This window comes from Microcystis sp. LE19-41.2A (assembly GCF_027530405.1).
Classification (GTDB): Bacteria; Cyanobacteriota; Cyanobacteriia; order Cyanobacteriales; family Microcystaceae; genus Microcystis; species Microcystis aeruginosa.
In genome coordinates this window covers 1-20,631 of sequence record NZ_JAPZQJ010000366.1, presented here as the reverse complement: position 1 = coordinate 20,631, position 20,631 = coordinate 1, and the positions used below count along the sequence as shown (strand labels likewise).

Genomic DNA, 20,631 nt, shown 5'->3' with positions numbered 1-20,631 from the left:
ATTATGTGGAGAACATTATGTCAGTCGGTGGTCGGTAGTTTTCATATCCAAGCGGGATTACCCTGTCAAGATTACGGTGCTTATCAAGTATTGGGTCAGGATGTTTTGATTGGAGCCGTGGCCGATGGGGCCGGTAGTGCCAAACATTCGGATTTGGGTGCGAAAATAACAGTTAAAGCAGCGCTGCAATTTTTAGAGGAAAATCTCAAAAAAACAGCATTTGCGGCAACTGAAACTGAAGCAGAATTAGAGGAAATATTCCGGCGACTGTTGGCTTATGTTCAGCAAATTCTCCAAGAAGAAACCGAAAAAGAACAGTTAGACATTAATGATCTAGCGACAACTTTACTGGTTGTTTTGGTTACTTCAAAACGGTTAGCGGCGATGCAGATAGGAGATGGTTTTATTGTCTTCAAACCTCTGGGGGGAAATTATCAGTTATTGTTGCAGCCTGACAAGGGGGAATACATCAATGAAACCACTTTTGTTATTTCTAGTAATGCTTTGGAGGAGATGCAAATAAAAATTTTAACCGAGCCAGTTGCCTTTATTTGTGTGGCGACGGATGGAGTGGAAAAGGTATCGATCGATTATAAAAATTGGCAGCCTTTTCCGCCTTTTTTTCAGCCATTAGAGGAATATTTACAACAGACAGAAACGCCATTGCAAGAAGACCTCAAAGAATTTTTAGAGCGGGAGGATTTAAATAAGTTAACAACCGATGATAAAACCTTACTCCTAGCTTTTTGTTCAGAAACCGGGTTTGTTTGACAAACCCGGTTTCTGGATCGAAATTTTTGATCCCTTGTGTCAAGGTGCTACCTTGGGATCTAATATTAACGAATCTACCTCAAACAATCGTGAGCAGAAAATCTATCAAAAGTAATCTGTAGGTTGGGTTGAGGAACGAAACCCAACTCAATTATTAAAAAGTGTTGGGTTTCACTATCGTTCAACCCAACCTACGATGGGACTTTTTGTTTAAGAAACTGAGGGGTTTAAGAAACCGGGTTTCTGGATCATAGCGTTCCCAGGTAAAACAATCGTGAGCAAAAAATCTATCAAAAGCGACTTGAAGAGAATTGATGCGATGACGGATGAGAATATCGATTATTCTGATATTCCGCCGTTAGGTGATGAATTCCTTACCCAAGAAACAGTATCTTTTTCGACATCAAAGCAGCAATTAACTATACAACCTATGGCAGATTTAATCGTCCGCAATATCGATGAAGCCATCGTCAAAGCTCTCAAAAAGCGAGCCAGCCAACACGGGATCAGTGCCGAAGCCGAACACCGCCAAATCTTAGAAAAAGCCTTGCTGCAACCGCAACGAAAATCCCTAGCAGAGGTGCTACGCCAGATTCCCAACGTTGGCAACGATTCAGACTTTGATCGCGTTCAAGATGACACAGCCAAACCAGTATTTGATTGATACTAAGTAGGTAGGCGTTAAAAATTATCAGACACCCCCGTTATCAAGGGTAGGGTTGATTCATGAATCAACCCTACCTTATCAAGGGGGGATCAAGGGGGGATTAAAGGCAAAATCCATTTTTAATTTAATTATAACCAGCTACTTAATATTATTAGTAAGTGAGCAAGATGCTCACACTTATAATAAGTAGGTAGGTGTTAAAAGTTGTCAGGCACCCCCCTTATCAAGGGGGGATTAAGGGGGGATCGACACCCCCCTTATCAAGGGGGGCAGGGGGGATCGGCACCCCCCTTATCAAGGGGGGATTAAGGGGGGATCGGCACCCCCCTTATCAAGGGGGGCAGGGGGGATCGAACCCAAAATCTATTTAATTATAACCAGCTACTTATATCTAACTTATTAGAAACGACTAGATAAATTTTTCTGAACAGCACAAATACTCGGAGATTTTTTGATGTCTTTAACTTATCGCTGTCAACTACAGAATCGCTTGATTACCCTGACGCAAGAAATGGCCGACAGTGGCGAAGCGAAAGTATGGCACACTAACTTTAATGGGTACTTAGCGAAAATCTACCACAATCCCCATAATGAAAGGGTTGATAAATTACAGTTAATGGTGAGAAATCGTCCCAGTGATCCTAACGCTCATCTTAACCATATTTCCTTCGCTTGGCCCTATTCTATCTTGGAAGATAACCAGGGAAAAGTCGTTGGTTTTTTAATGCCAGAAGTGGTGGGTTCAGAAACATTATTAAAGCTTTGTACGCCCATAATGAGAAGAAAATACAAGTTAGAAACTAATTGGTATTTTCTTCATGTAGTAGCGCGGAATATAGCCGCTATTATCGAAGCAATTCACCTTAAAGGTTATGTTTTGGGAGACATCAAGCTAGAAAATATCTTAGTAAATAATCGGGCGTTGCCTACGATTATTGATACAGATTCATTTCAAGTATCAGATCCGGATAGTAGTAAAATATATCGGTGTTTAGTTGGTTCAGAAGGATTTACGCCGGCGGAATTAATCGGAGTGAATATAGCAGATGTAGATCAAACAGAAGTGCATGATCGCTTTCGATTAGGAGTTGTTATTTATTATCTATTATTTAGCGGGCCGCCGTTTCGGGGATTGTGGCAAGGAGGAGGGGATTCCCTGGAACAGTCGGAACTAATTCGACGGGGACTATGGCCTTTTTCTGGGGATAAATTGCTTGTACCTAGTAATACAACAATCCCATTAAATATTTTACATCGCGACTTACACGCCTTATTTTTGCGCTGTTTCAATGAGGGACATAAATTCCCCGACAGACGACCGACGGCTGAGGAATGGCGCGGTACTTTGGAAGCTGCACTAAAAGAGGTTATACGCTGTGGCAAAGTTGATAATCATTACTACAACCGCAGTTACGGAAAGTGTTATTGGTGTGAGCGATCTAGTGATTTAAATTTTGATATTTTTCCAGGGAAAAGTATCGCTAATGTGACATCTACACCGTCACCTAAAGTAGCGCCAACTCCACTGACAAACTTCACCGAAAACCTACCCAATGGAATAACACTGGAAATGGTAGGCTTACCAGCAGGTCAATTTCTCATGGGCTCTCCTGATAGTGATCCCAATGCTAAAAGCTATGAAAAGCCTCAACACCAAGTTCAAGTCAACAGTTTTGCGATTGGCAAATATCCAGTGACTCAGGCACAATATCAAGCGGTAATGGGAACCAATCGCTCTCATTTTTCAAATAATCCCCAAAATCCGGTAGAAAAGGTTAGTTGGGATGATGCTCAAGCCTTTTGTCAGAAATTGAGTCAAATAACCGGGAAAACCTATCGCCTACCGACGGAAGCGGAATGGGAGTATGCTTGTTGTGCGGGGACTACTACTCGCTTTTATTTCGGTGATAATGCCAATCAGTTAGGAGATTACGCTTGGTATGGCGGAAATTCTCAGCAGACAACTCATCCTGTGGGCCAGAAAAGGCCCAATGGTTGGGGACTCTATGACATGAGTGGCAATGTTTGGGAGTGGTGCGAAGACAATTGGCACGATAACTATATCGGAGCGCCAAGGGATGGCAGTGCTTGGCTGATAAGGGATAATGATTATCAAATACTGCGGGGCGGTTCTTGGTACTTCAATCCGGATTACTGCCGTTCCGCTTTCCGCTACTTCAACAACCGCCGCGGCAGCTTCAACTCCTTCGGTTTTCGGGTGGTGTGCGGTGCTGGGAGGACTCTGTAACCGTTATTTTCTTTTTACCCTTTTTTACCCTTTTTTCCCCTTTTTTACTTTTTCCCGCCCTTAGGCGGGTCGATTTTTTTTTGAGATTTTCTAGGGTGCGTCCCAGGCAGCTTTTGCCTTTTTGAAAGCAGCCCGTAGTTGGGTTGACGACTGTTACCCAACACCCTCGGAACCAAGATTAAATAGGGTATGATGGACGTTGGATAGATTTTCTCCTATTGCCGTGAGCGAAAGCGTCTATATTGAAACCAGTATCTTAGGCTACCTAACTGCTCGACCCAGCAGAGATATTATTGTGGCGGCTAATATTGAGATAACGAGGGAATGGTGGGAATTTCGTCGAAACGACTTTATTCTGTACACTTCCGAGGCTGTCCTAGAGGAAGTAACTAAAGGAGATACAGCGATCGCCTCCGAAAGGCTGGATATTTTGCGTGATTTTCCCTTGTTAGCATTGAACGAAGCTGCACAAGGTTTGGCTAAACAATTCTTAACCCGCAGTAATCTGCCTCCAAAAGCGAAAGTTGACGCGATCCACATTGCCGCCGCAACTGTCCACGGTATGGATTATCTGTTAACGTGGAACTGTAAGCATATTGCTAATGCTCAAATTCAGAGAAAATTGGCAGAGATCAGCATTGATTTTGGATACGAGTTACCGATTCTTTGTACACCCAACCAACTGTTAGGAGGTTGATTATGTTTCATGATGAGATCGTCGAAGAGATCCACCGAATCCGTGAAGAGTATGCCAAGTCCTTCAACTATGACTTGGATGCAATCTTTGCAGATCTACGCAAGAAGCAAGCGGAAAGTGGCAGAGAAGTTGTCACCTTGTCGCGAAAACCCGGTCTAGCAAAACGTTGGAGCGGACGACCGAAAGATATTGGTGATGATACAATGGATACCAGTCGCCGCTCAAGTTAGAATGGGATGACGAAGTAAAAGCTTTTTCGGCAAATTGTCCCCAATTAAATTATCAACTTTAGAGCATTGCTGGCCTCAGATATCTTAGGGTGCGTCCCAGGCAGCTTTTGCCTTTTTGGGAGCAGTTTAATCTAATACTAAATCCGTTGAGTATAGGCTACATATCAGGAGAGGCAACAGACAACAGGCAACAGGCAACAGGCAACAGACAACAGGCAAAACGGAGAATAAATAATCAGTTTTTAATAAGCGGATTTAGTATCATCCCCTAAACTGCCTGATTCTGCTCAATGAGTAAATCAATCTCATCTTCATGAGCTGCCGCATATACCCAAGCATTAGCTAAATCCGTAGCCTTAATAGTTGGATAACTTGTTAATAAATCAGCATCACTATAACCAAGACGACGAGCTTCTACTAACACCCAAACTGGAATTCTTGTATTGGCAATGCAGGCTTGTCCACCACAAACTTTAGGCGTTTTCTCAATTCCCTGCCAATTACCACCAAGACTTTGAGCGAGTAACTGGATTACCTGCACTTTTTCCCTAGGTTTGAGGGCAAGAAGTTGCTCTTCTAACTCTTTGATGATCACAGGCTTAAATCCCCATAAAGTTTTGGCCAATTATCCTCAATCATTTTACCAGAAAATTTGGGTTGAAAAACTCCCACTTTTAGTAGAGTCTAGGGTGCGTGTTTGCGGCTATCAATTCGGTCAAAAAACTCAAATTAACAATCCGCCGTAACGCACCACCTTTATCATTCGGGTTGCGTGTGTCTCCCCAGGAGTTTAACCCTCTGTTCTTTTGCTCTTTTGCCCTTTGTCTCCCGCCTAGCGACGGGTCGATTTTTTTGAGAAAATTGAGGTAGTGTTAATTTTTAACTACTTAGGGCTGGCTGAATAAATCTAAAAACCTTGTTGGATAAGGCTTTTAGACTTTTTTTCCCTCAAAAAGTGCCTACCATTGGAGTGATCGGGGGTAAAATTCCTGGACTTTTTCCCTGAAAATTAGGTAACTGACTACCTCAAAATCGGTAAAACCCTACACCCCACACCCCACACCCTGCCCCCAGGAAAAACTTTTTGCCGCAAACCCTAATTATGATTGAGAAAAAGGGAGAATAATATAGCGAATGACTGTTCCTAGTAAAGCTGTTCCCAAGATGCCGATTAACGTCCAAATCTGGGCTTTCTGAGAGCCTTTTAATTCTTTTGTATCTTCTTTTACTCCTTCAATATCTTTTTCTAAACTATCGACTTTTTCCTCTAATCTCGCCTGTACTATTTTAATATCCATAACATCTTTTTGCAGATTATCTAACTTCTGATTAATTGAACCTAAAATTTCTTTGAGGTCTTGTTCAATAGTAACTGACATCTGATGATTCTCCTAATAATGATAGTTATCAGTATTATTGTCTATCTTGTCTCAAGTGCTTGCCAAACATTGCGCCTCATTTTCCCCTGCTGCCTTCTCTAATTGTTGCCCTACCGCTACCATGATCTCCACTAATTTATGAGCCGATAATTCCTGATTAAGCCAATCCTTTCTCAGCTAACCATTGAGGATTATATAAACGAGATTGATAACGAGACCCACCATCACACAGAACAGTAACTATGGTGTGGCCTGGCCCCATTTGTTTAGCCAAAGCCACGGCAGCACCGACATTAATACCCACAGAACCACCCATAAATAAACCATCTTTTTGTAATAGTTGATAAACAACTTTGATGGCAGTGGGATCATCAATTTGAATGGCATCATCTATGGGTGCGCCTTCCATATTAGCCGTAATACGACTATTACCAATCCCTTCGGTAATTGAACTACCTTCCAGGGTAATTGTCCCGGTTTTCACATAACTATATAAACCGCTACCCATCGGATCCGCCACCAGGCAGCGCACCTGGGGATTTTGGTCTTTTAAAAACATCGCCACCCCCGCGTAGGTTCCCCCGGTTCCCGTGGCAGCCACCCAAGCATCAATTTTACCGTCGGTTTGTTCCCAGATTTCCCGGCCGGTGGTTTCGTAGTGAGCGCGACGATTAGCCAGATTATCGAATTGATTGGCCCAGATAGCATTTTCCATCTCACTGGCCAATCTCCCCGATAATTTAACGTAATTATTGGCATCTCGGTAGGGAACGGCGGGAACAGTACGCACTTCTGCACCCAATGTTCTCAATAGGTCGATTTTCTCTTGGGATTGGGTATCGGGAATGATAATCAGGCATTTATAACCTTTAGCATTGCAGATATGGGCCAAACCGATGCCAGTATTGCCGGCGGTTCCTTCGACAACGGTTCCCCCCGGTTGGAGAGTACCGGCTTTTTCCGCTTCTTGAATAATATATAAAGCGGCGCGATCCTTGACCGAACCACCGGGGTTAAGAAATTCGGCCTTACCGAGAATCTCGCAGCCGGTTTCCTCGCTAAAACTATTGAGACGAATTAGGGGAGTATTACCCACCGCATCGACGAAACCATTTTTAATATCCATAATCTGTTATTTTTCGTGCTGTTCCTAGGCTGAGACGATTTTTTGTACCAAGGGATGACGCACCACATCGGCCCGCGATAGGTAAGAAAAAGCGATCCCTTCTACTGATTTTAGGATTTTTTGAGCGGCAATTAACCCCGATTCCTGTGGTTGCGGTAAATCGGTTTGGGTGACATCTCCGGTTACTACCATGCGCGAACCGAATCCCAAGGGAGTTAAGACCATTAATGCGATCGCACTTTTTCCACTGGGGAATTGAATCGTTGGTCAATTTCTACCACTTTAGCTGATACAGTCCTGCTGGCGAGCGAGTGGAAGGAACCACAGAGACACAGAGGACACAAAGATCGATCAGTCCTATGTAAGTTAAGCTGATCACACAAAGAATAGGAGAGCCATGAGCAGCTGTTGATGTAAGCTAAGACGCATTTAAACCGCTTATTCTTAGATTAGTTGAACTTCCCCCAATCCCTTTACTATTGCCTCTTGTCTCGTCTCAACAAGCAATTTATCCTAAATCCGTTGAGTAACCCACAGAAAAAGGGTTTCTCCGAGAAACCCTTTTTCTACTCATGATAATTCTCTCAATCCTTTTATAGTACATATATAGTACATCTGCTCAAAAAAATCGAAAAAGGGTAAAAAGGGAAAAAAGAGAAAAAGGGTTACAAAGTCCTCCCAGCACCGCACACCACCCGAAAACCGAGATTGAAGAAGCGGAAGGCGCGGCGGTAGTTGACGTAGCGAATCGCGGAACGGCAGCTATTAGGACCGTAGCCCCAGGAACCGCCCCGCAGAGCTTTATATGCCTGATTTTGCTGTTTTTTGCTCTTTTTTATCTCCTCATAGTTTTCGCGCCAATCATCTTGACACCACTCCCAGACATTTCCGTGCATATCATATAAACCAAAGTCGTTGGCGTAGAATTGCCCAACAGGGGTGGTTTTTTGGAGATTGTTATTATAGTTGGCTAAATCTGGGGTAAGAATTTCCCCAAAGTGATAGGGGGGGTAGGTTTCTCCTTTGTGGAGATTTAAGGGTTTGGTTTGCGCTCGACAAGCGTACTCCCACTCAGCTTCCGTTGGTAGCCTATATTTTCTTTTACTTAATTTAGATAACCTTTGGCAAAATTCTACGGCATCTAACCAAGATACATTTTCAACGGGGTTTGTGCTGCCTTTAAAATGCGATGGCTCTGGTTTTAAATCTTGCTCTACTTTTAAATCTTCTCTTTGGGCAATATATAACCATTGAGCTTGGGTAATGGGATAAATACCCATCAAAAAGTTTTTCAGGGTGACGTTGTGTTGCGGCTTTTCACTTTTATCACTACTTTCTTGTTCTGAAGAACCCATTGTAAAGGTTCCCGATGGTATTTTGACTAATTCTATTTCTAGGTCATCGGTGAGTTTTTCTCTATAGATTAAAAGACGTTTTTGGGTCTTTTGGATGATTATTGTAGGCATAAGTAGGGTTTGCTGAATAAATGTGAAATATAGACGAGGTAAGGGTTTTAGTGTCCTGTATCGGCCCGCGTCCTGTAGGGGCGAAGCATTCGGGCATAACCTATCGGTGAAACCGTAGATTTTCTATCCGAATGCTTCGCCCGTACTTTTTCAGCAAGCCCTAAGTAAGTGATTATAATTAAATTAAAAATTGATTTTATACTCTATCCTTCACCAGCTAATTTTAACACAGAAGTACGAGTAGTGGCATCTAAGCGAAACTTCAGCAATTCTAGTTGATTAAGAATTGGCTCAATACGGTGTATATAACCATTTTGTTTAGCCTTTAATAATATTCCCATTGTACCAGTGAGTTTTATTCCTAATAAATTTGCATATCGTCTCGCCAAGCCATCATCAAGTAAAGCGAGAGAATCGGTAATTTCTATTGCTAAAGCTAATACTTCTTTTTCTCCTTTTCCTAAATCAGTGACAAGGGGTAAAAGAGAAACTGATTTTGCTTGTTGAATAATTATCCAACTTAAGGAGGTTATATCAGGTAAAGAGATTCCAGAAGCTTTTCCAACGGCTAACTCTTGAGCTACTGAAAAAGGAATAATTATCTGTCCGTAAAAGTTCGGTAGTAAGTCAAGTAAGTTAGTCTGATAGAGGTATTGAATCGGTGATGTATCGGCAATGACGTTAGGCATTAGCCAGATCCTCGATTAATTCTGCTTCCTTGAGTCGGAAGGTATCAACTCCATAGTCTGCAAGTTTAGAGAGAAAAACAACTCGCGGAATACCTGCTAAGTTAGCAGCAGTGCCAGAGGAAAGTTTTCCCAATTCATAAAGTTTAATGGCAGCAAGAAGAGAGATTTCCTGTGCTAGTTGTTCTGGGGTGAGATGTAAAGCGAGAGCGGTTTCATCGGGTAGGGAAAGAGTGATTTGGTACATGATGAATCCTAGGATTAATTGATTGTAGGTTTGATTGTAGGTTTGATTGTAGGGTTGATTGTAGGTTTGATTCTAGGTTTGATTGTAGGGTTGATTCTAGGTTTGATTGTAGGGTTGATTCTAGGTTTGATTGTAGGGTTGATTCATGAATCAACCCTACCTTGATAAGGGGAAAACCTAAAACCCGTCTTCAATTTAATTATAACCAGCTACTGATCAGCCAACCTCATATAGTACATTTGTTCAAAAAAAAATCGAAAAAGAGAAAAAGGGTAAAAAGGAAAAAAAGAGAAAAAGGGTTACAAAGTCCTCCCAGCACCGCACACCACCCGAAAACCGCTGACGTTGTAGAAGGTGTCGCGGCGGTAGTAGCTGCCGCGGCAAGCGGAACGGCAGTAATGCGGACGGTAGTACCAAGAACCGCCCCGCAGAGCTTTATTTGCCTGATTTTGCTGTTTTTTGCTCTTTTCTCGCCGAGGACTACCATCCCTAGGTGCGCCTTGATAATTTTCCCAGAAGTCATCCTGACACCACTCCCAGACATTGCCGTGCATATCATACAAACCAAAACCATTGGGGGGAAATTGCCCAACGGGGGTGGTTTTCCCGCGAGGTTCTCCTGCTGGTTCCCTAGCAAAGCATTGCGTACCATTGTAGTTAGCTAAATTTGAGGTGAGGGTTGCTCCGAAGTGGAAGGGAGTGGTGGTTCCAGCACGACAAGCATACTCCCATTCCGCCTCACTGGGCAGCCGATACTGTTTCTTGGTCATTTTAGAGAGCCTTTGGCAAAATTCTATGGCATCTAACCAAGATACATTTTCAACGGGGTTTGTGCTGCCTTTAAACCGCGATGGCTCTGGTTTTAAATCTCGCTCTACTTTTAAATCTTCTCTTTGGGCAATATATAACCATTGAGCTTGGGTAATCGGAGTTTGACTTAGGTAAAACGGGGCGATTTTTACTAAATGTCTGGGGGATTCTCGTTGGAACCAATCGCTACCGTATTTTTCCACTAGCCGCGCTATTTCCTCCGCTTCGGTTCCCATCCAAAACTCCCCCGAAGGAATATAGAGCATTTTTAAGCTGGGGGGATTTTCTTCAAAGTAGAAGGCTCTCACGGGTTCTTTAGCGGTAATTTGTCCCCTCTCATCCACAAAAACGGTTTCAGACTTGAACAGGGTTAGGTTAAATTTCTCGGTGATGATTTCTTCTTCTGTGTTATCCAAGACTTCCCTAAACTGGACTGGCATTGTCTCGGCGGTTATTTCTTCGCTTGCCAAAATTTTAAGCTGCTCAGGGGTTAAACGAAGACGCTGATACAGTTCCCCATCTTCTACGCTGAAATCCTTAAGTCTATGCTTGAGCAGTTGAAACAATATTTCCTCTCCTCCCGTAAGCTCTTTTACCTTAGCTATGGTTACGGTTTTATATTTCCTCAGCCACTTTTCCTCAACCGGTGGGGGTGGAGGTGAGTCAACCATAGATTGCAGCTTTTGGCTAATTTCTTGGTACTTTGCTTCCCCTAGCTTTTGGAAAACCTTAGCAGATACCTTGGCAAAGGCGCGAACTAGATTAGCTGCTTCTTTGCCGAGGAGAACTTGGGGATTGGTAAGAATAAGACCAAAAAAGGTGGTGGTACTCAGGTTAAGTTTTTGGGCGATGTATTCCGAGAGGACAAAAATTACTTCTAAGGCGCGGCTATTCCCTAGTTCAGTGAGCAGAAGCTCTCTCACCTCATCATCAAATTCAAAATCTAGGCTGTTGGGGGGAGTATGAAAGTTAAATTTACCTCCCTTGTCCCACTTCACTGGTTCCCCTCCTAGATAGACTTTAAGAAAACCGCTAAGGATGACTTCTGCTATGTTTAGGGGGTTAGAGGCGCTTAAAAGTTGGCTTTGGATAAGACGGATGATGGGAAGATTTACCGGGGCTGCGGCTAATTTTTTCAGTAATTCCCAAGCTAGAGGTGAGGCGGTACTAGCGAATAGTTCTAGAGCTTGCTTCCCAGACATCTCCGGAGAAATAGTTGCGGGTATTTCTCTGTTTTGGGGGGATTTTTCTAGTAGTACCCCCGCACAGGTGGCGTTGCTGTCACCACTGACAACGAGCGCCCAAGCTTTTAAGGATGAAGGGGTTAGGGAGATGGTGGGTAGGGGAAAGTAGGTTTTTTGGATTGTTTCTCTGAGAATATGTTGATTTTCCTCTTCCTTCTCAATTTGTAGCAGCAGGGGGATAGAGGTAAATCTCCAGTTTTGTGAAGGTTTCCGGGGGGTTTGGTTGACTAGGGAGACGAACCAACCTCGACTAAGGGCGGTTCTTTCCCACATTGCTTCCGGGAAGGGAGAAAGCAGGGTGACGATTTGGTGTTTTCCCCAGTCCTGAAGAGCTTGGTTATAGCGTCCTTGATACCAGTCTGGGGAAGTACAATCACTGTAGAAGAGGATAAGTCTTTCGCCGCGAGGATGGATGAGATCTTTTGGGTGAATTGAGCAAGTATCGTTAGAGTAGGTGCGGATGGCTAAATTTTGCCTGTCTTCGTCCCATCCTATGCGGTAGAGTTTGACATCCCGAAAGGCCCCGATTTGTTCTAGCCAATCGCGGATTTCCCCGGACATTTCTTTCCAAAAGACCATGGAAGCCCATTCTTCAATCAGTAAAACTACCTCTAGGGAACGGACTTTTTTGGCTTGGTAAACGGGTATTAGAGCTAAACTGCCATCTTTCTTGCCGATGCTATACTCGGCCGATTTCTGTACGGTGCTGTTTAGGTTTATTTGTCTTTGGGTGGCTGAGTCTATCTTTTGGATGAGGGGACGCACTGCCCGCCCTAATTTTAGGGTTTCTCGCCAGAATTTGGCATCGGGGATGCTAATGGGTAGGGTGTCTGCGCCTATCTTCTCCGGCTGTTTTTGTGCTTCTGTCTCGCGTATTAAGGGAACTTCATCCGATGGGGCTGCTGGCTCTTGGGTTTCGTTTTTACTCTCCCGGGGGGGGTTTTTAGCGGTCGGGGTTTCTTCCTTTTCTTCCCTAGGCTCTGGACGGGGTTGGGGTTTTCCTTCTTCTTCTTGGGTGAGAACATACCACCATAAACTATCAGCTATCTGGTAACTGTCTAGGTCCCATCCCCTGCCCTTGACAAAGGTGATAAATTTATCAATCAGTTCTGGTGTGGGAAGGGTTTGGGTCATGTATTGCCTGTGTCGGTGAGATAGGTAAATAGTAGGTCGGTAAGGGACTTTAATTCTGCACCCGTGGGTTTATCTTGGCCCATGCTCATAAAGACGGCGTTTAAAAGCTGGTCCGTTGCTAGTTGCCCTTTTTCTCGTTTTTTAACATATTCTGCGATCGCTGCTTCTATTTTTTTACTTTCGGGACTGGCTTCTTTATAATCAAAATGGCTTTTTACTATCTTTTTTAGTTCCTCTGGGGTGGGGTCGGGAATTTCTAAGAGCAGACATCTACGTTTAAAGGGTAGGGGAAAATCCCTCTCGCCGTTGCTCGTCATAATCACTATGGGGAACTGTTGGCAGCTTACCTTACCTTGGGGGATGGATTCCGATTGACCGTCATGGGTTTGTACTTCTATTGGTTGGTTTTCGGTATCTTTAGCGAGTCGGGAAAGTTCGGTGATTTCAAATCTTCCCTCTTCAAAAAGGTTTAAGAGGTCGTTGGGTAAGTCGATGTCACTTTTATCTATCTCATCGATAAGCAGTACCCGGGGATAATTTCTCGGACAGAGGGCTGTCCCCAAGGGACCCAAGCGGATATACTGCCCTATGTCTTTTTTTTCTTCTAATTGGTAATCTTGCAAACGTGCGATCGCGTCGTAGTAGTATAATCCCTCTTGTAGGGTGGTGCGGGTATTAATTGGCCAGACTAATACTTCTCCTAAGTCTAATTCGTAGGCGATTGCGTAGGCTAGGGAGGTTTTCCCTGTACCCGGTTTCCCTGTGACTAAAATAGGCCGGCGTAGGTGAATGGCTGCGTTTACGGTTTCGATGGTTTTATCGTTAACTATGAGTTGTTTTCCCCGCTCCTCGGATTTGTTGGTGGCGAAGCTTCGCCAAGGTGGGATTTCTGGCCAGGGAATCTCATCCCTTGAGCGTTTTTGATGATTGCCTTGAAAGATTTTCCATGAACTCATAGTTAGTTAACCTAGGTGCTGAGATGTTAAGTAGTGGAAGGGGGGCATCCGATTAGGGTCTTCTAAAAAGCATAATAGATGATGTCCTAGATGTTCGGGTTCATCTTCTAAATTATCTGGTGATTGTCGCCTCACCTCTTGAACTCTTGTGGACAATTGATTAATTTGAATACCCTGTAAGAGTGTATTAATTTCTGTTCTGTGAATTGCTTCCTGAGCATGACAGCGCGACCCAACGGCTAAAGGTATGCCATATTTTAAGCTTCTTTTAAATAATTGCTCTAAATCCTCTTGAGTTGAAGCGCAAAGATTGCTCCATAGAGTTGTTTCTTGGCACAAATAGGACTCGCTGTTATTAACTGTTTGTGTATCTATAGAATTTGTTGTTAATCTCTCCCATCTACTTTTCCAATTTTTATAAACTGGTTGATTCCGATATCTATTCTCCAATCTCATAAGAGAGCGAACATTAACAAAATATACTCTCTTAAGTTGAGTTAGGCTATCAAAGTAATTGTATTCCCAAGATTCAAAGTTAGTATATAGTAGCTTACCATTGGTGAAAAATTCAATATTTAAGTTTGCACCTCCTCGCTCATGACAATCTTCAATAATTTTTGTTAAAATGTTCGTTATATCTTTTTGGGTATAAACATCTTTGCTAACGCTACTATCTACAGGAAGAGGTATATAATTATTTCCTTGACTTTGAGATATATTTAACTGTAGAAACCACGCAGCAAATTTATATTCAGGGGAAGTATTTACTTGACTTTTACTCTCCTCTATTTTGATACATAGATAGTTGTTAATATTTTCTCGATTGTCAGGTTCTGGATTAATTTCTGTTATCTCTGCTGTCCAAGCATTGTAATCTGTGTCAGTAATATTTAATAGTTTCTTTAACTCCTGTATTGTTTGTTCAATGTATGAGCGATTGTAGCTATTAATTCTGCTATCTTGAGTAAGTCTAAAAAGTATTCTTAATAAATCTTTATCATCTCGAATATTTATGATTTTATCGATGATTTTTTCAAAATTAGCATTGTCATTATCTGGCAAGTAAGACTTTATGATCCGATTCAGTTCTGATTGTTGTTGTCCAGACAATTTATTTTTAAGCTCTGTAAATATATTAATTTTTGTCTTGCTTTTAACAAAACTATTTTCTACAGAGATACCCTTGTTATCGATAGCATTCCAATGCTCAATTAATGTAATAAAATTGGTCTTTTGAACTTTTATAGGCGTTTTCATAGCTTCTGTGAGAGCTTTAGAAATCAAGGGAAATAATTTTTTATTTGCTTCTTTCCTAAGATTTTCTGAATTTAAGTAATTTTTCTCTGCTATCTCATCATAAGTTAAATCTTGACGAAATCCATTTACTAAGATTTTTTGTATATCAGATAATCCCTTATTATCTACTTTTATAACTAACTGCATTACAATGCCCAAAAAATCTGATTCATTCAGATCACTTGGTTTTTTAGACTTAGGTTTTCTATTTCCCATTTGTACTTGTGGTTCTCCTTTTAAGAATACAATTCACAAAATGCTACTTTTAGCTACTTAATGATACTTTGGCAAATTGACTACTAAATGCTACAAAAACTACCTCGACAATTAAAAGGGCTAGAAATAAGCTAAAAGTGTAGTCTAATTCAGAGCTTATGTACATCTCAAACTACCAGATTAAATCACTAACCCAGAGGCTAAAAAATCGCTTGGGGTATGTACCCAAAGAAGCTTGGGTAATTAATCTCGCCATCGAGATAGAAATCTCTCCAAAGCCGTTTTTTAGTGATGGGCAATTAGTCCAGCACTACCGAGAAATCGAACAGCTGCACAGCTAATAAAACCGCCTGAATTTGGTTATTTAACCATTTTCAGGACAGTACAACTTATTTTCTACTGCCATGATACTGAAAAAACCCACCCCAACACAAGCATCGGCTTTAAGGGATAATCCACGCCTAGGGATGCTCCAACTCAGCGATAATCGTCTCGTACAAGCTTTCTTTGACTGGCTAACAGGCTACTACCTTGCTCCCCCTCTCTGGAAAAGCACCCCCTCCTTAGAATTACTCTATGGCATACTCCAGTATATAGGAGGATTAGCGATCGCTCTTAGCCACTGGCAATTAATCCCCCTAGTATGGGTGCTATCCGTAGCTGGAGCGGCTCAATTGCAGGAAATAGCCCACTTTTGCGCCCATAATGCTTTTTTCCCTCAATATCCCACTTATAACCATCTTTTAGGTTGTTTACTTACCTTAATTACCGGGAAAAAGCCCTTTCCATTGTTCAAAAAAGATCACCTATTAATTCATCACCCGCCGAAAAACCTAGCTACCATGAATGACAAGGGAAATACCCCCTACCTAGTAGAAGAGTTAGGTTTTGAATTTGGCCAAGAAGAGGCCTTCTATTGGCAAAATTTGGGCAAGTTATTACTCTCTCCCAAGTTTTACGGAGAAACCTTCCTTTCTCGCCTGACTAATCTCCTTAAAGCTCCCATTAACTATCAAATAGCTACCCTGATTGTGCTTTTCTTGGCCTCTGTTTGTGCGGGTTTAACCCATTCTTGTTTAATCTGCTTACTCTGGGCAGTATTTACCCAACTCGGAACCTATGCAGCCGCACTCTTGCAACAGCTACCGGAGCATAATTGGGCCTATGAAGCCGATGATAATGAGGGAGCTAAATCTCAGGTAATTGGTAAATCTTTTGCCCTATATCTGGGTGCTTATCCTCCGCACTCGGACCACTGGTTAGAGTGGTTAAAATGGTACATAGAATTAGTGGGAGCAGTCTTTATCCGGCTAATCATCCTTCCAGTTAGCCTAGGGGCGCACTGTGTTCACCATGCTACACCAAACGATCACAACTGGGCTAATCAACTATACACCCTAAGAGCTTTTCAGACTGGCTCGGTGAAAGGATGGCAGCGTTATCAATTCCTTGAGGTTTGGGGATACCGAAACTCCTTAAACTACGTCTTTGTCGGTTTTAGTTTAAGGGGAAAAAGCTAAATTAAACTCGGTGTGCAACTATATTTTTAGTCTTGATTTACAACAAGGCTTTCAGAAATCAGCAGAGATAAAGTATCCTCTGGAACCCTGATTCTGTCGTTTTTAGTTGCACATCGCGTTAAATTAACCTAATTCGGGCTTGCTGAATAAAGCTAAAAACCTTGTTGGATAAGACTTTTAGACCTTTTGTCAATCAAAAAGTACCGGATATGGGAGTGATCGGGGGGAAATTTAGGCACTTTTTCCCTGAAAATTAGGTAATTGACCGCCTGAAAATGGGTAAAACCCTACACCCTACACCCTACACCCCACACCCTGCCCCCACCAACAAACTTTTTCAACAGACCCTAATTCTATACTCTCTCGCAAGAGTACAAGAGCGACTATCTCAACAATCGGTTATTTTTCGTGCTGTTCGTAAGCTGAGACGATTTTTTGTACTAAGGGATGACGCACCACATCGGCCCGGGATAGGTAACAAAAAGCGATCCCTTCTACTGATTTGAGGATTTTTTGAGCGGCAATTAACCCCGATTCCTGTGGTTGCGGTAAATCGGTTTGGGTGACATCTCCAGTTACTACCATACGCGAACCGAATCCCAAGCGAGTTAAGACCATTTTTAACTGTGCTGGGGTGGTATTTTGGGCCTCATCAACGATAACAAAAGCATTAGCTAGGGTTCGTCCCCGCATATAAGCTAAGGGTGCGATTTCGATTTTACCCCGTTCCATCAGGTCGGGAATTTTGGCCGCTTCGATAAATTCGTATAAAGCATCGTAGAGGGGACGCAAAAAAGGATCGACTTTTTGCTGTAAATCCCCCGGGAGAAAGCCTAATTTTTCCCCCGCTTCCACGGCCGGTCGGGTGAGGATAATTCGTTCTACTTTATCTTCTAATAAAGCCTGTACGGCTAAAACGGCGGCTAAAAAGGTTTTCCCCGTGCCAGCAGGTCCAATACAAAAGGTGATATCGTGACTTTGAATCGCTTGGATATATTGACGCTGACGGAAGGTTTTTGCCCGAATTAGCTCCCCGCGACGGGTACGAGCGAGAATATCCTGCTGTAGTTCTTTATACTCGCTAGAACGCCCCGTATCGAGGGCATGGATAGCCGTCATAATATCGGCTTCGGCGATTAACTTGGCCTCTTGCCATAAAATACTTAAGGAGCGTACAATCGCTGTGGCACGCTCCACCGGGGTCGGTTGCCCCGCAATCCGCAATTCCAGGCCTCTGAGGACTAAATTCGCCCCAGTTTGCCTGGCTATCAATTTGAGGTTAGCTTCTTGATGACCCGCTAAAGCGATCGCACTTTCTGAACTGGGGAATTGAATCGTTTGCCAAGTTTCCGTCATGCTTGGGGCTAAATTATCCTTTGGCTGTTTCTACCACTTTAGCAAAAGCGACGGGATCGAGGACAGCTAATTGAGCTAACATTTTCCGATTGAGGAGAATATTAGCTTTCTTTAATTGTCCGGTCAGTTGGCTGTAACTGATGCCCTGTTGACGAGCAGCGGCATTAATGCGGGTAATCCAAAGACGACGAAAATCGCGTTTCCGTTTGCGACGGTCTCTATAGGCATTCCGCAAGGCCTTCATTACCTGTTGGTTCGCTGTACGGAATAAGCGCGAGTGGGAACCGCGAAAACCTTTGGCTAATTTGAGAACTTTTTTGCGTCGCTTGCGGGCGACATTCCCCCGTTTTACTCTAGACATGATAATCCTTTAGACAATTTTTCTGGAAAACTTACAAATAGGGCAACATTAAGCGCACTTCCTTCTCGTCGCGCTCGTGTACCAAGGTAATCTGGGACAAACGACGGCGCTTGCGTTCGGCACTTTTATGATCGAGTAGGTGATTTTTGAAGGCTTTGCGACGTTTGATTTTTTTGCCGCTTCCCGTGGCCTCGAATCGTTTGGCCGCCGCCTTTCGCGTTTTTAGCTTGGGCATAAACTCCGTTTTATTAAATCGACACAATCACTAATACTATCATAAATAAAGGACTTTGGGCAAGAAGTAGCTAAAAGATTGCTGCGCTTATCCCCACTTTGGCCAGGTCTGTGCTTGGGAATTAAATCAATCGGGAATTTTCCCCTTCCTCTCGATCGAATCGCTAAGATCCAGATAAAGTCTTGCGTTAACACGCATCTGGAGAAGTTATGGCTAAAACCCTACTAGAACAATTACGGGAATTTACAGTGGTTGTTGCCGATACCGGCGATATCCAAGCGATCGAAGCTTTTACACCCCAGGATACCACCACTAACCCCTCCCTGATCACGGCCGCGGCCCAAATGCCCCCATATCGGCCGATTGTCGATCAAACCCTGCAAGCGGCCAGAAAAGAATTGGGAAAGCAGGCCACCCCGGAAGATGTGGCCAAATTAGCTTTCGATCGCCTAGCCATCGGTTTTGGTCTGCAAATCCTGCAAATCGTCCCCGGCCGCGTCTCCACCGAAGTGGATGCTCGTCTTTCCTACGATACCCAAGCTACCATCCACAAGGCCCGTTATCTCATTTCCCAGTATGAAAAAGCGGGTATCTCTAGAGAAAGAGTCTTAATTAAAATTGCCTCGACTTGGGAAGGGATTAAAGCCGCAGAAGTCCTCGAAAAAGAAGGAATTCACTGTAATTTAACCCTATTATTCGGGTTCCATCAGGCGATCGCCTGTGCGGAGGCGGGAGTAACCTTAATTTCTCCCTTTGTCGGTCGGATTCTCGATTGGTATAAAAAAGAAACTGGTAAAGACTACGTTGGCGCTGAAGATCCGGGAGTCCAATCCGTTACCCAGATCTATAACTACTATAAAAAGTTTGGCTATAAAACCGAAGTTATGGGGGCAAGTTTCCGCAATATCGGCGAAATTTGCGAGTTAGCTGGTTGTGATCTTTTAACCATTTCTCCGAAACTGCTCGAACAATTGCAAGAGACAGAAGCCGATTTACCCCGTAAGCTCGATCCAGCACAGGCCGCAACCCTTGATATTGTCAAAATTGCCATGGATCAAGCGACTTTTGAGAAAATGCACGCCGAAGATGCCATGGCTTCCGAAAAACTAACGGAAGGTATTCAAGGTTTTACCAAAGCTTTAGAATTATTAGAACAATTGCTGATTCAACGTTTAACCCAGTTGGAAGGTCAGTCAACCCTAGAACACGCCGCCGAAGATATTTTCCGAGTCTATGATCATGATGGGGATGGTTTCATCACCCGGGAAGAATGGGCGGGAACCGATGCGGTATTTGATGCGATCGATATTAACCATGATGGCAGAATTTCTCCCGATGAGATCGCTGTCGGTTTGGGTGCGGCTTTTCGTTTAGTGGAAGCTTGACTCTCCCCCGCTAAACCGCGCGAGCGGTTTAGGGGGGGATTCTTGGTTCATCTGCTCTTGACTAGATCAAACAGGTTTAACTGAACGACCCCCAACCGACCGCCTCCGCAAGCGTTTTCTAACACGGTCAGTCCGACCGCGTTTTTTCCTCGGTTCTCGATTACCTTCGCTGATGCCGTATCTCTCGGTTCAATGTGGCCGCAAGAATCACACCGGTGGACTCTTTCCGATAACGCTTTTTTGCCGGTAATTGCGCCACAATTAGGACAATCCTGGGAAGTTCCGTTTTTATCGACTTTAAGATAATAAGTAGGGTTTGCTGAAAAAGTTTTTCGGTGGTGGCAGGGTGTGGGGTGTGGGGTGTGGGGTGTGGGGTTTTACCAGTTTTGAGGTGGCCAATTACCTAATTTTCAGGGAAAAAGTGCCTAAATTTCCCCCGATCACTCCCATATCCGGTACTTTTTGATTGACAAAAGGTCTAAAAGTCTTACCCAACAAGGTTTTAAGATTTATTCAGCTAACCCTAAGTAGGTAGGCGTTAAAAGTTATCAGATCCCCGCACCTATCGGCACCCCCCTTATCAAGGGGGGCAGGGGGGATC

20 protein-coding genes and 3 pseudogenes are annotated in these 20,631 nt (G+C 43.3%); 9 read left to right on the top strand and 14 right to left on the bottom strand.

The features are described 5' to 3' along the window. Positions 1-3 precede the first annotated feature (3 nt). The 5 genes from O9290_RS14790 (at position 4) to O9290_RS14770 (ending at position 4,613) form a co-directional block, all read left to right on the top strand. On the top strand, positions 4-771 hold the full coding sequence (locus O9290_RS14790) for a PP2C family serine/threonine-protein phosphatase (protein WP_288058616.1): 768 nt from the start codon (positions 4-6) through the stop codon (positions 769-771). Between the two features lie 274 nt (positions 772-1,045). Next, entirely contained in the window at positions 1,046-1,435 is a 390-nt protein-coding gene (locus O9290_RS14785) for a FitA-like ribbon-helix-helix domain-containing protein (protein WP_002737199.1), read from the top strand. A gap of 457 nt (positions 1,436-1,892) precedes the next feature. Further along, positions 1,893-3,686, top strand: coding sequence for an SUMF1/EgtB/PvdO family nonheme iron enzyme (locus O9290_RS14780; RefSeq protein WP_288056714.1), 1,794 nt, complete (start codon positions 1,893-1,895; stop codon positions 3,684-3,686). A gap of 223 nt (positions 3,687-3,909) precedes the next feature. Continuing rightward, positions 3,910-4,383 carry a type II toxin-antitoxin system VapC family toxin gene (locus O9290_RS14775; protein ID WP_043998848.1) on the top strand — a complete coding sequence of 158 codons (474 nt, stop codon included), beginning with the start codon at positions 3,910-3,912 and terminating at the stop codon, positions 4,381-4,383. Positions 4,384-4,385: 2 nt separating this feature from the next. Further along, positions 4,386-4,613 (top strand): hypothetical protein, encoded by a 228-nt coding sequence (locus tag O9290_RS14770; protein ID WP_004268635.1) that lies wholly within the window; start codon positions 4,386-4,388, stop codon positions 4,611-4,613. Between the two features lie 268 nt (positions 4,614-4,881). Here O9290_RS14770 and O9290_RS14765 read toward each other — a convergent pair whose 3' ends face one another. From O9290_RS14765 to O9290_RS14720, 10 genes and pseudogenes are all read right to left on the bottom strand, one after another. Next, a complete protein-coding gene (locus O9290_RS14765) occupies positions 4,882-5,208 on the bottom strand; it encodes a DUF433 domain-containing protein (RefSeq protein WP_004268636.1) in 327 nt (108 codons plus the stop codon). A gap of 505 nt (positions 5,209-5,713) precedes the next feature. Next, positions 5,714-5,992, bottom strand: a complete 279-nt coding sequence (locus O9290_RS14760; protein WP_002757205.1) for a hemolysin XhlA family protein — start codon at positions 5,990-5,992, stop codon at positions 5,714-5,716. Between the two features lie 157 nt (positions 5,993-6,149). Further along, on the bottom strand, positions 6,150-7,118 hold the full coding sequence (locus O9290_RS14755; RefSeq protein ID WP_287733090.1) for a cysteine synthase A: 969 nt from the start codon (positions 7,116-7,118) through the stop codon (positions 6,150-6,152). A gap of 24 nt (positions 7,119-7,142) precedes the next feature. Further along, a pseudogene (locus O9290_RS14750) lies at positions 7,143-7,343 on the bottom strand (PhoH family protein); the annotation flags it as partial. A gap of 440 nt (positions 7,344-7,783) precedes the next feature. Beyond that, positions 7,784-8,584 (bottom strand): formylglycine-generating enzyme family protein, encoded by an 801-nt coding sequence (locus O9290_RS14745; protein WP_288056716.1) that lies wholly within the window; start codon positions 8,582-8,584, stop codon positions 7,784-7,786. Between the two features lie 203 nt (positions 8,585-8,787). Then, the gene (locus tag O9290_RS14740; protein WP_288056718.1) at positions 8,788-9,273 is read right to left on the bottom strand and encodes a PIN domain-containing protein; all 486 of its coding nucleotides are present in this window, start codon (positions 9,271-9,273) and stop codon (positions 8,788-8,790) included. Further along, entirely contained in the window at positions 9,266-9,517 is a 252-nt protein-coding gene (locus tag O9290_RS14735; protein WP_002739985.1) for a UPF0175 family protein, read from the bottom strand. The genes O9290_RS14740 and O9290_RS14735 overlap by 8 nt, the downstream gene beginning before the upstream one ends. A gap of 299 nt (positions 9,518-9,816) precedes the next feature. Then, on the bottom strand, positions 9,817-12,705 hold the full coding sequence (locus tag O9290_RS14730) for a formylglycine-generating enzyme family protein (protein WP_288056720.1): 2,889 nt from the start codon (positions 12,703-12,705) through the stop codon (positions 9,817-9,819). Next, the gene (locus O9290_RS14725; RefSeq protein WP_288056723.1) at positions 12,702-13,661 is read right to left on the bottom strand and encodes an AAA family ATPase; all 960 of its coding nucleotides are present in this window, start codon (positions 13,659-13,661) and stop codon (positions 12,702-12,704) included. The genes O9290_RS14730 and O9290_RS14725 overlap by 4 nt, the downstream gene beginning before the upstream one ends. Positions 13,662-13,667: 6 nt before the next feature. Continuing rightward, positions 13,668-15,173, bottom strand: coding sequence for a VMAP-C domain-containing protein (locus O9290_RS14720; protein WP_288056726.1), 1,506 nt, complete (start codon positions 15,171-15,173; stop codon positions 13,668-13,670). 158 nt (positions 15,174-15,331) lie between these two features. On the opposite strand from O9290_RS14720, the gene O9290_RS14715 reads away from it, so the two are divergent. After that, the gene (locus O9290_RS14715) at positions 15,332-15,514 is read left to right on the top strand and encodes a hypothetical protein (protein ID WP_036400907.1); all 183 of its coding nucleotides are present in this window, start codon (positions 15,332-15,334) and stop codon (positions 15,512-15,514) included. Positions 15,515-15,577: 63 nt separating this feature from the next. After that, the gene (locus O9290_RS14710; RefSeq protein ID WP_288056729.1) at positions 15,578-16,693 is read left to right on the top strand and encodes a fatty acid desaturase; all 1,116 of its coding nucleotides are present in this window, start codon (positions 15,578-15,580) and stop codon (positions 16,691-16,693) included. A 399-nt stretch (positions 16,694-17,092) separates the two neighbouring features. Here O9290_RS14710 and O9290_RS14705 read toward each other — a convergent pair whose 3' ends face one another. From O9290_RS14705 to rpmI, 3 genes are read right to left on the bottom strand one after another with little or no spacing between them, the layout of a single operon-like run. Further along, positions 17,093-18,049: a PhoH family protein gene (locus O9290_RS14705; RefSeq protein WP_288056732.1), complete on the bottom strand. Its 957-nt coding sequence runs from the start codon at positions 18,047-18,049 to the stop codon at positions 17,093-17,095. A gap of 13 nt (positions 18,050-18,062) precedes the next feature. After that, the gene (rplT, locus tag O9290_RS14700) at positions 18,063-18,410 is read right to left on the bottom strand and encodes a 50S ribosomal protein L20 (protein WP_002739593.1); all 348 of its coding nucleotides are present in this window, start codon (positions 18,408-18,410) and stop codon (positions 18,063-18,065) included. Positions 18,411-18,441: 31 nt separating this feature from the next. Next, a complete protein-coding gene (gene rpmI / locus O9290_RS14695; protein ID WP_002781071.1) occupies positions 18,442-18,645 on the bottom strand; it encodes a 50S ribosomal protein L35 in 204 nt (67 codons plus the stop codon). A gap of 209 nt (positions 18,646-18,854) precedes the next feature. Between rpmI and O9290_RS14690 the strand changes: the two genes are divergently transcribed. After that, the gene (locus tag O9290_RS14690) at positions 18,855-20,030 is read left to right on the top strand and encodes a transaldolase (RefSeq protein ID WP_287971844.1); all 1,176 of its coding nucleotides are present in this window, start codon (positions 18,855-18,857) and stop codon (positions 20,028-20,030) included. Between the two features lie 47 nt (positions 20,031-20,077). Here the strand turns inward: O9290_RS14690 and O9290_RS14685 are convergent. Then, positions 20,078-20,338: pseudogene (locus O9290_RS14685) on the bottom strand (zinc ribbon domain-containing protein); the annotation flags it as partial. Between the two features lie 38 nt (positions 20,339-20,376). Here O9290_RS14685 and O9290_RS28210 point away from each other — a divergent pair. Beyond that, positions 20,377-20,561: pseudogene (locus O9290_RS28210) on the top strand (hypothetical protein). The last annotated feature ends 70 nt before the right edge of the window (positions 20,562-20,631 follow it).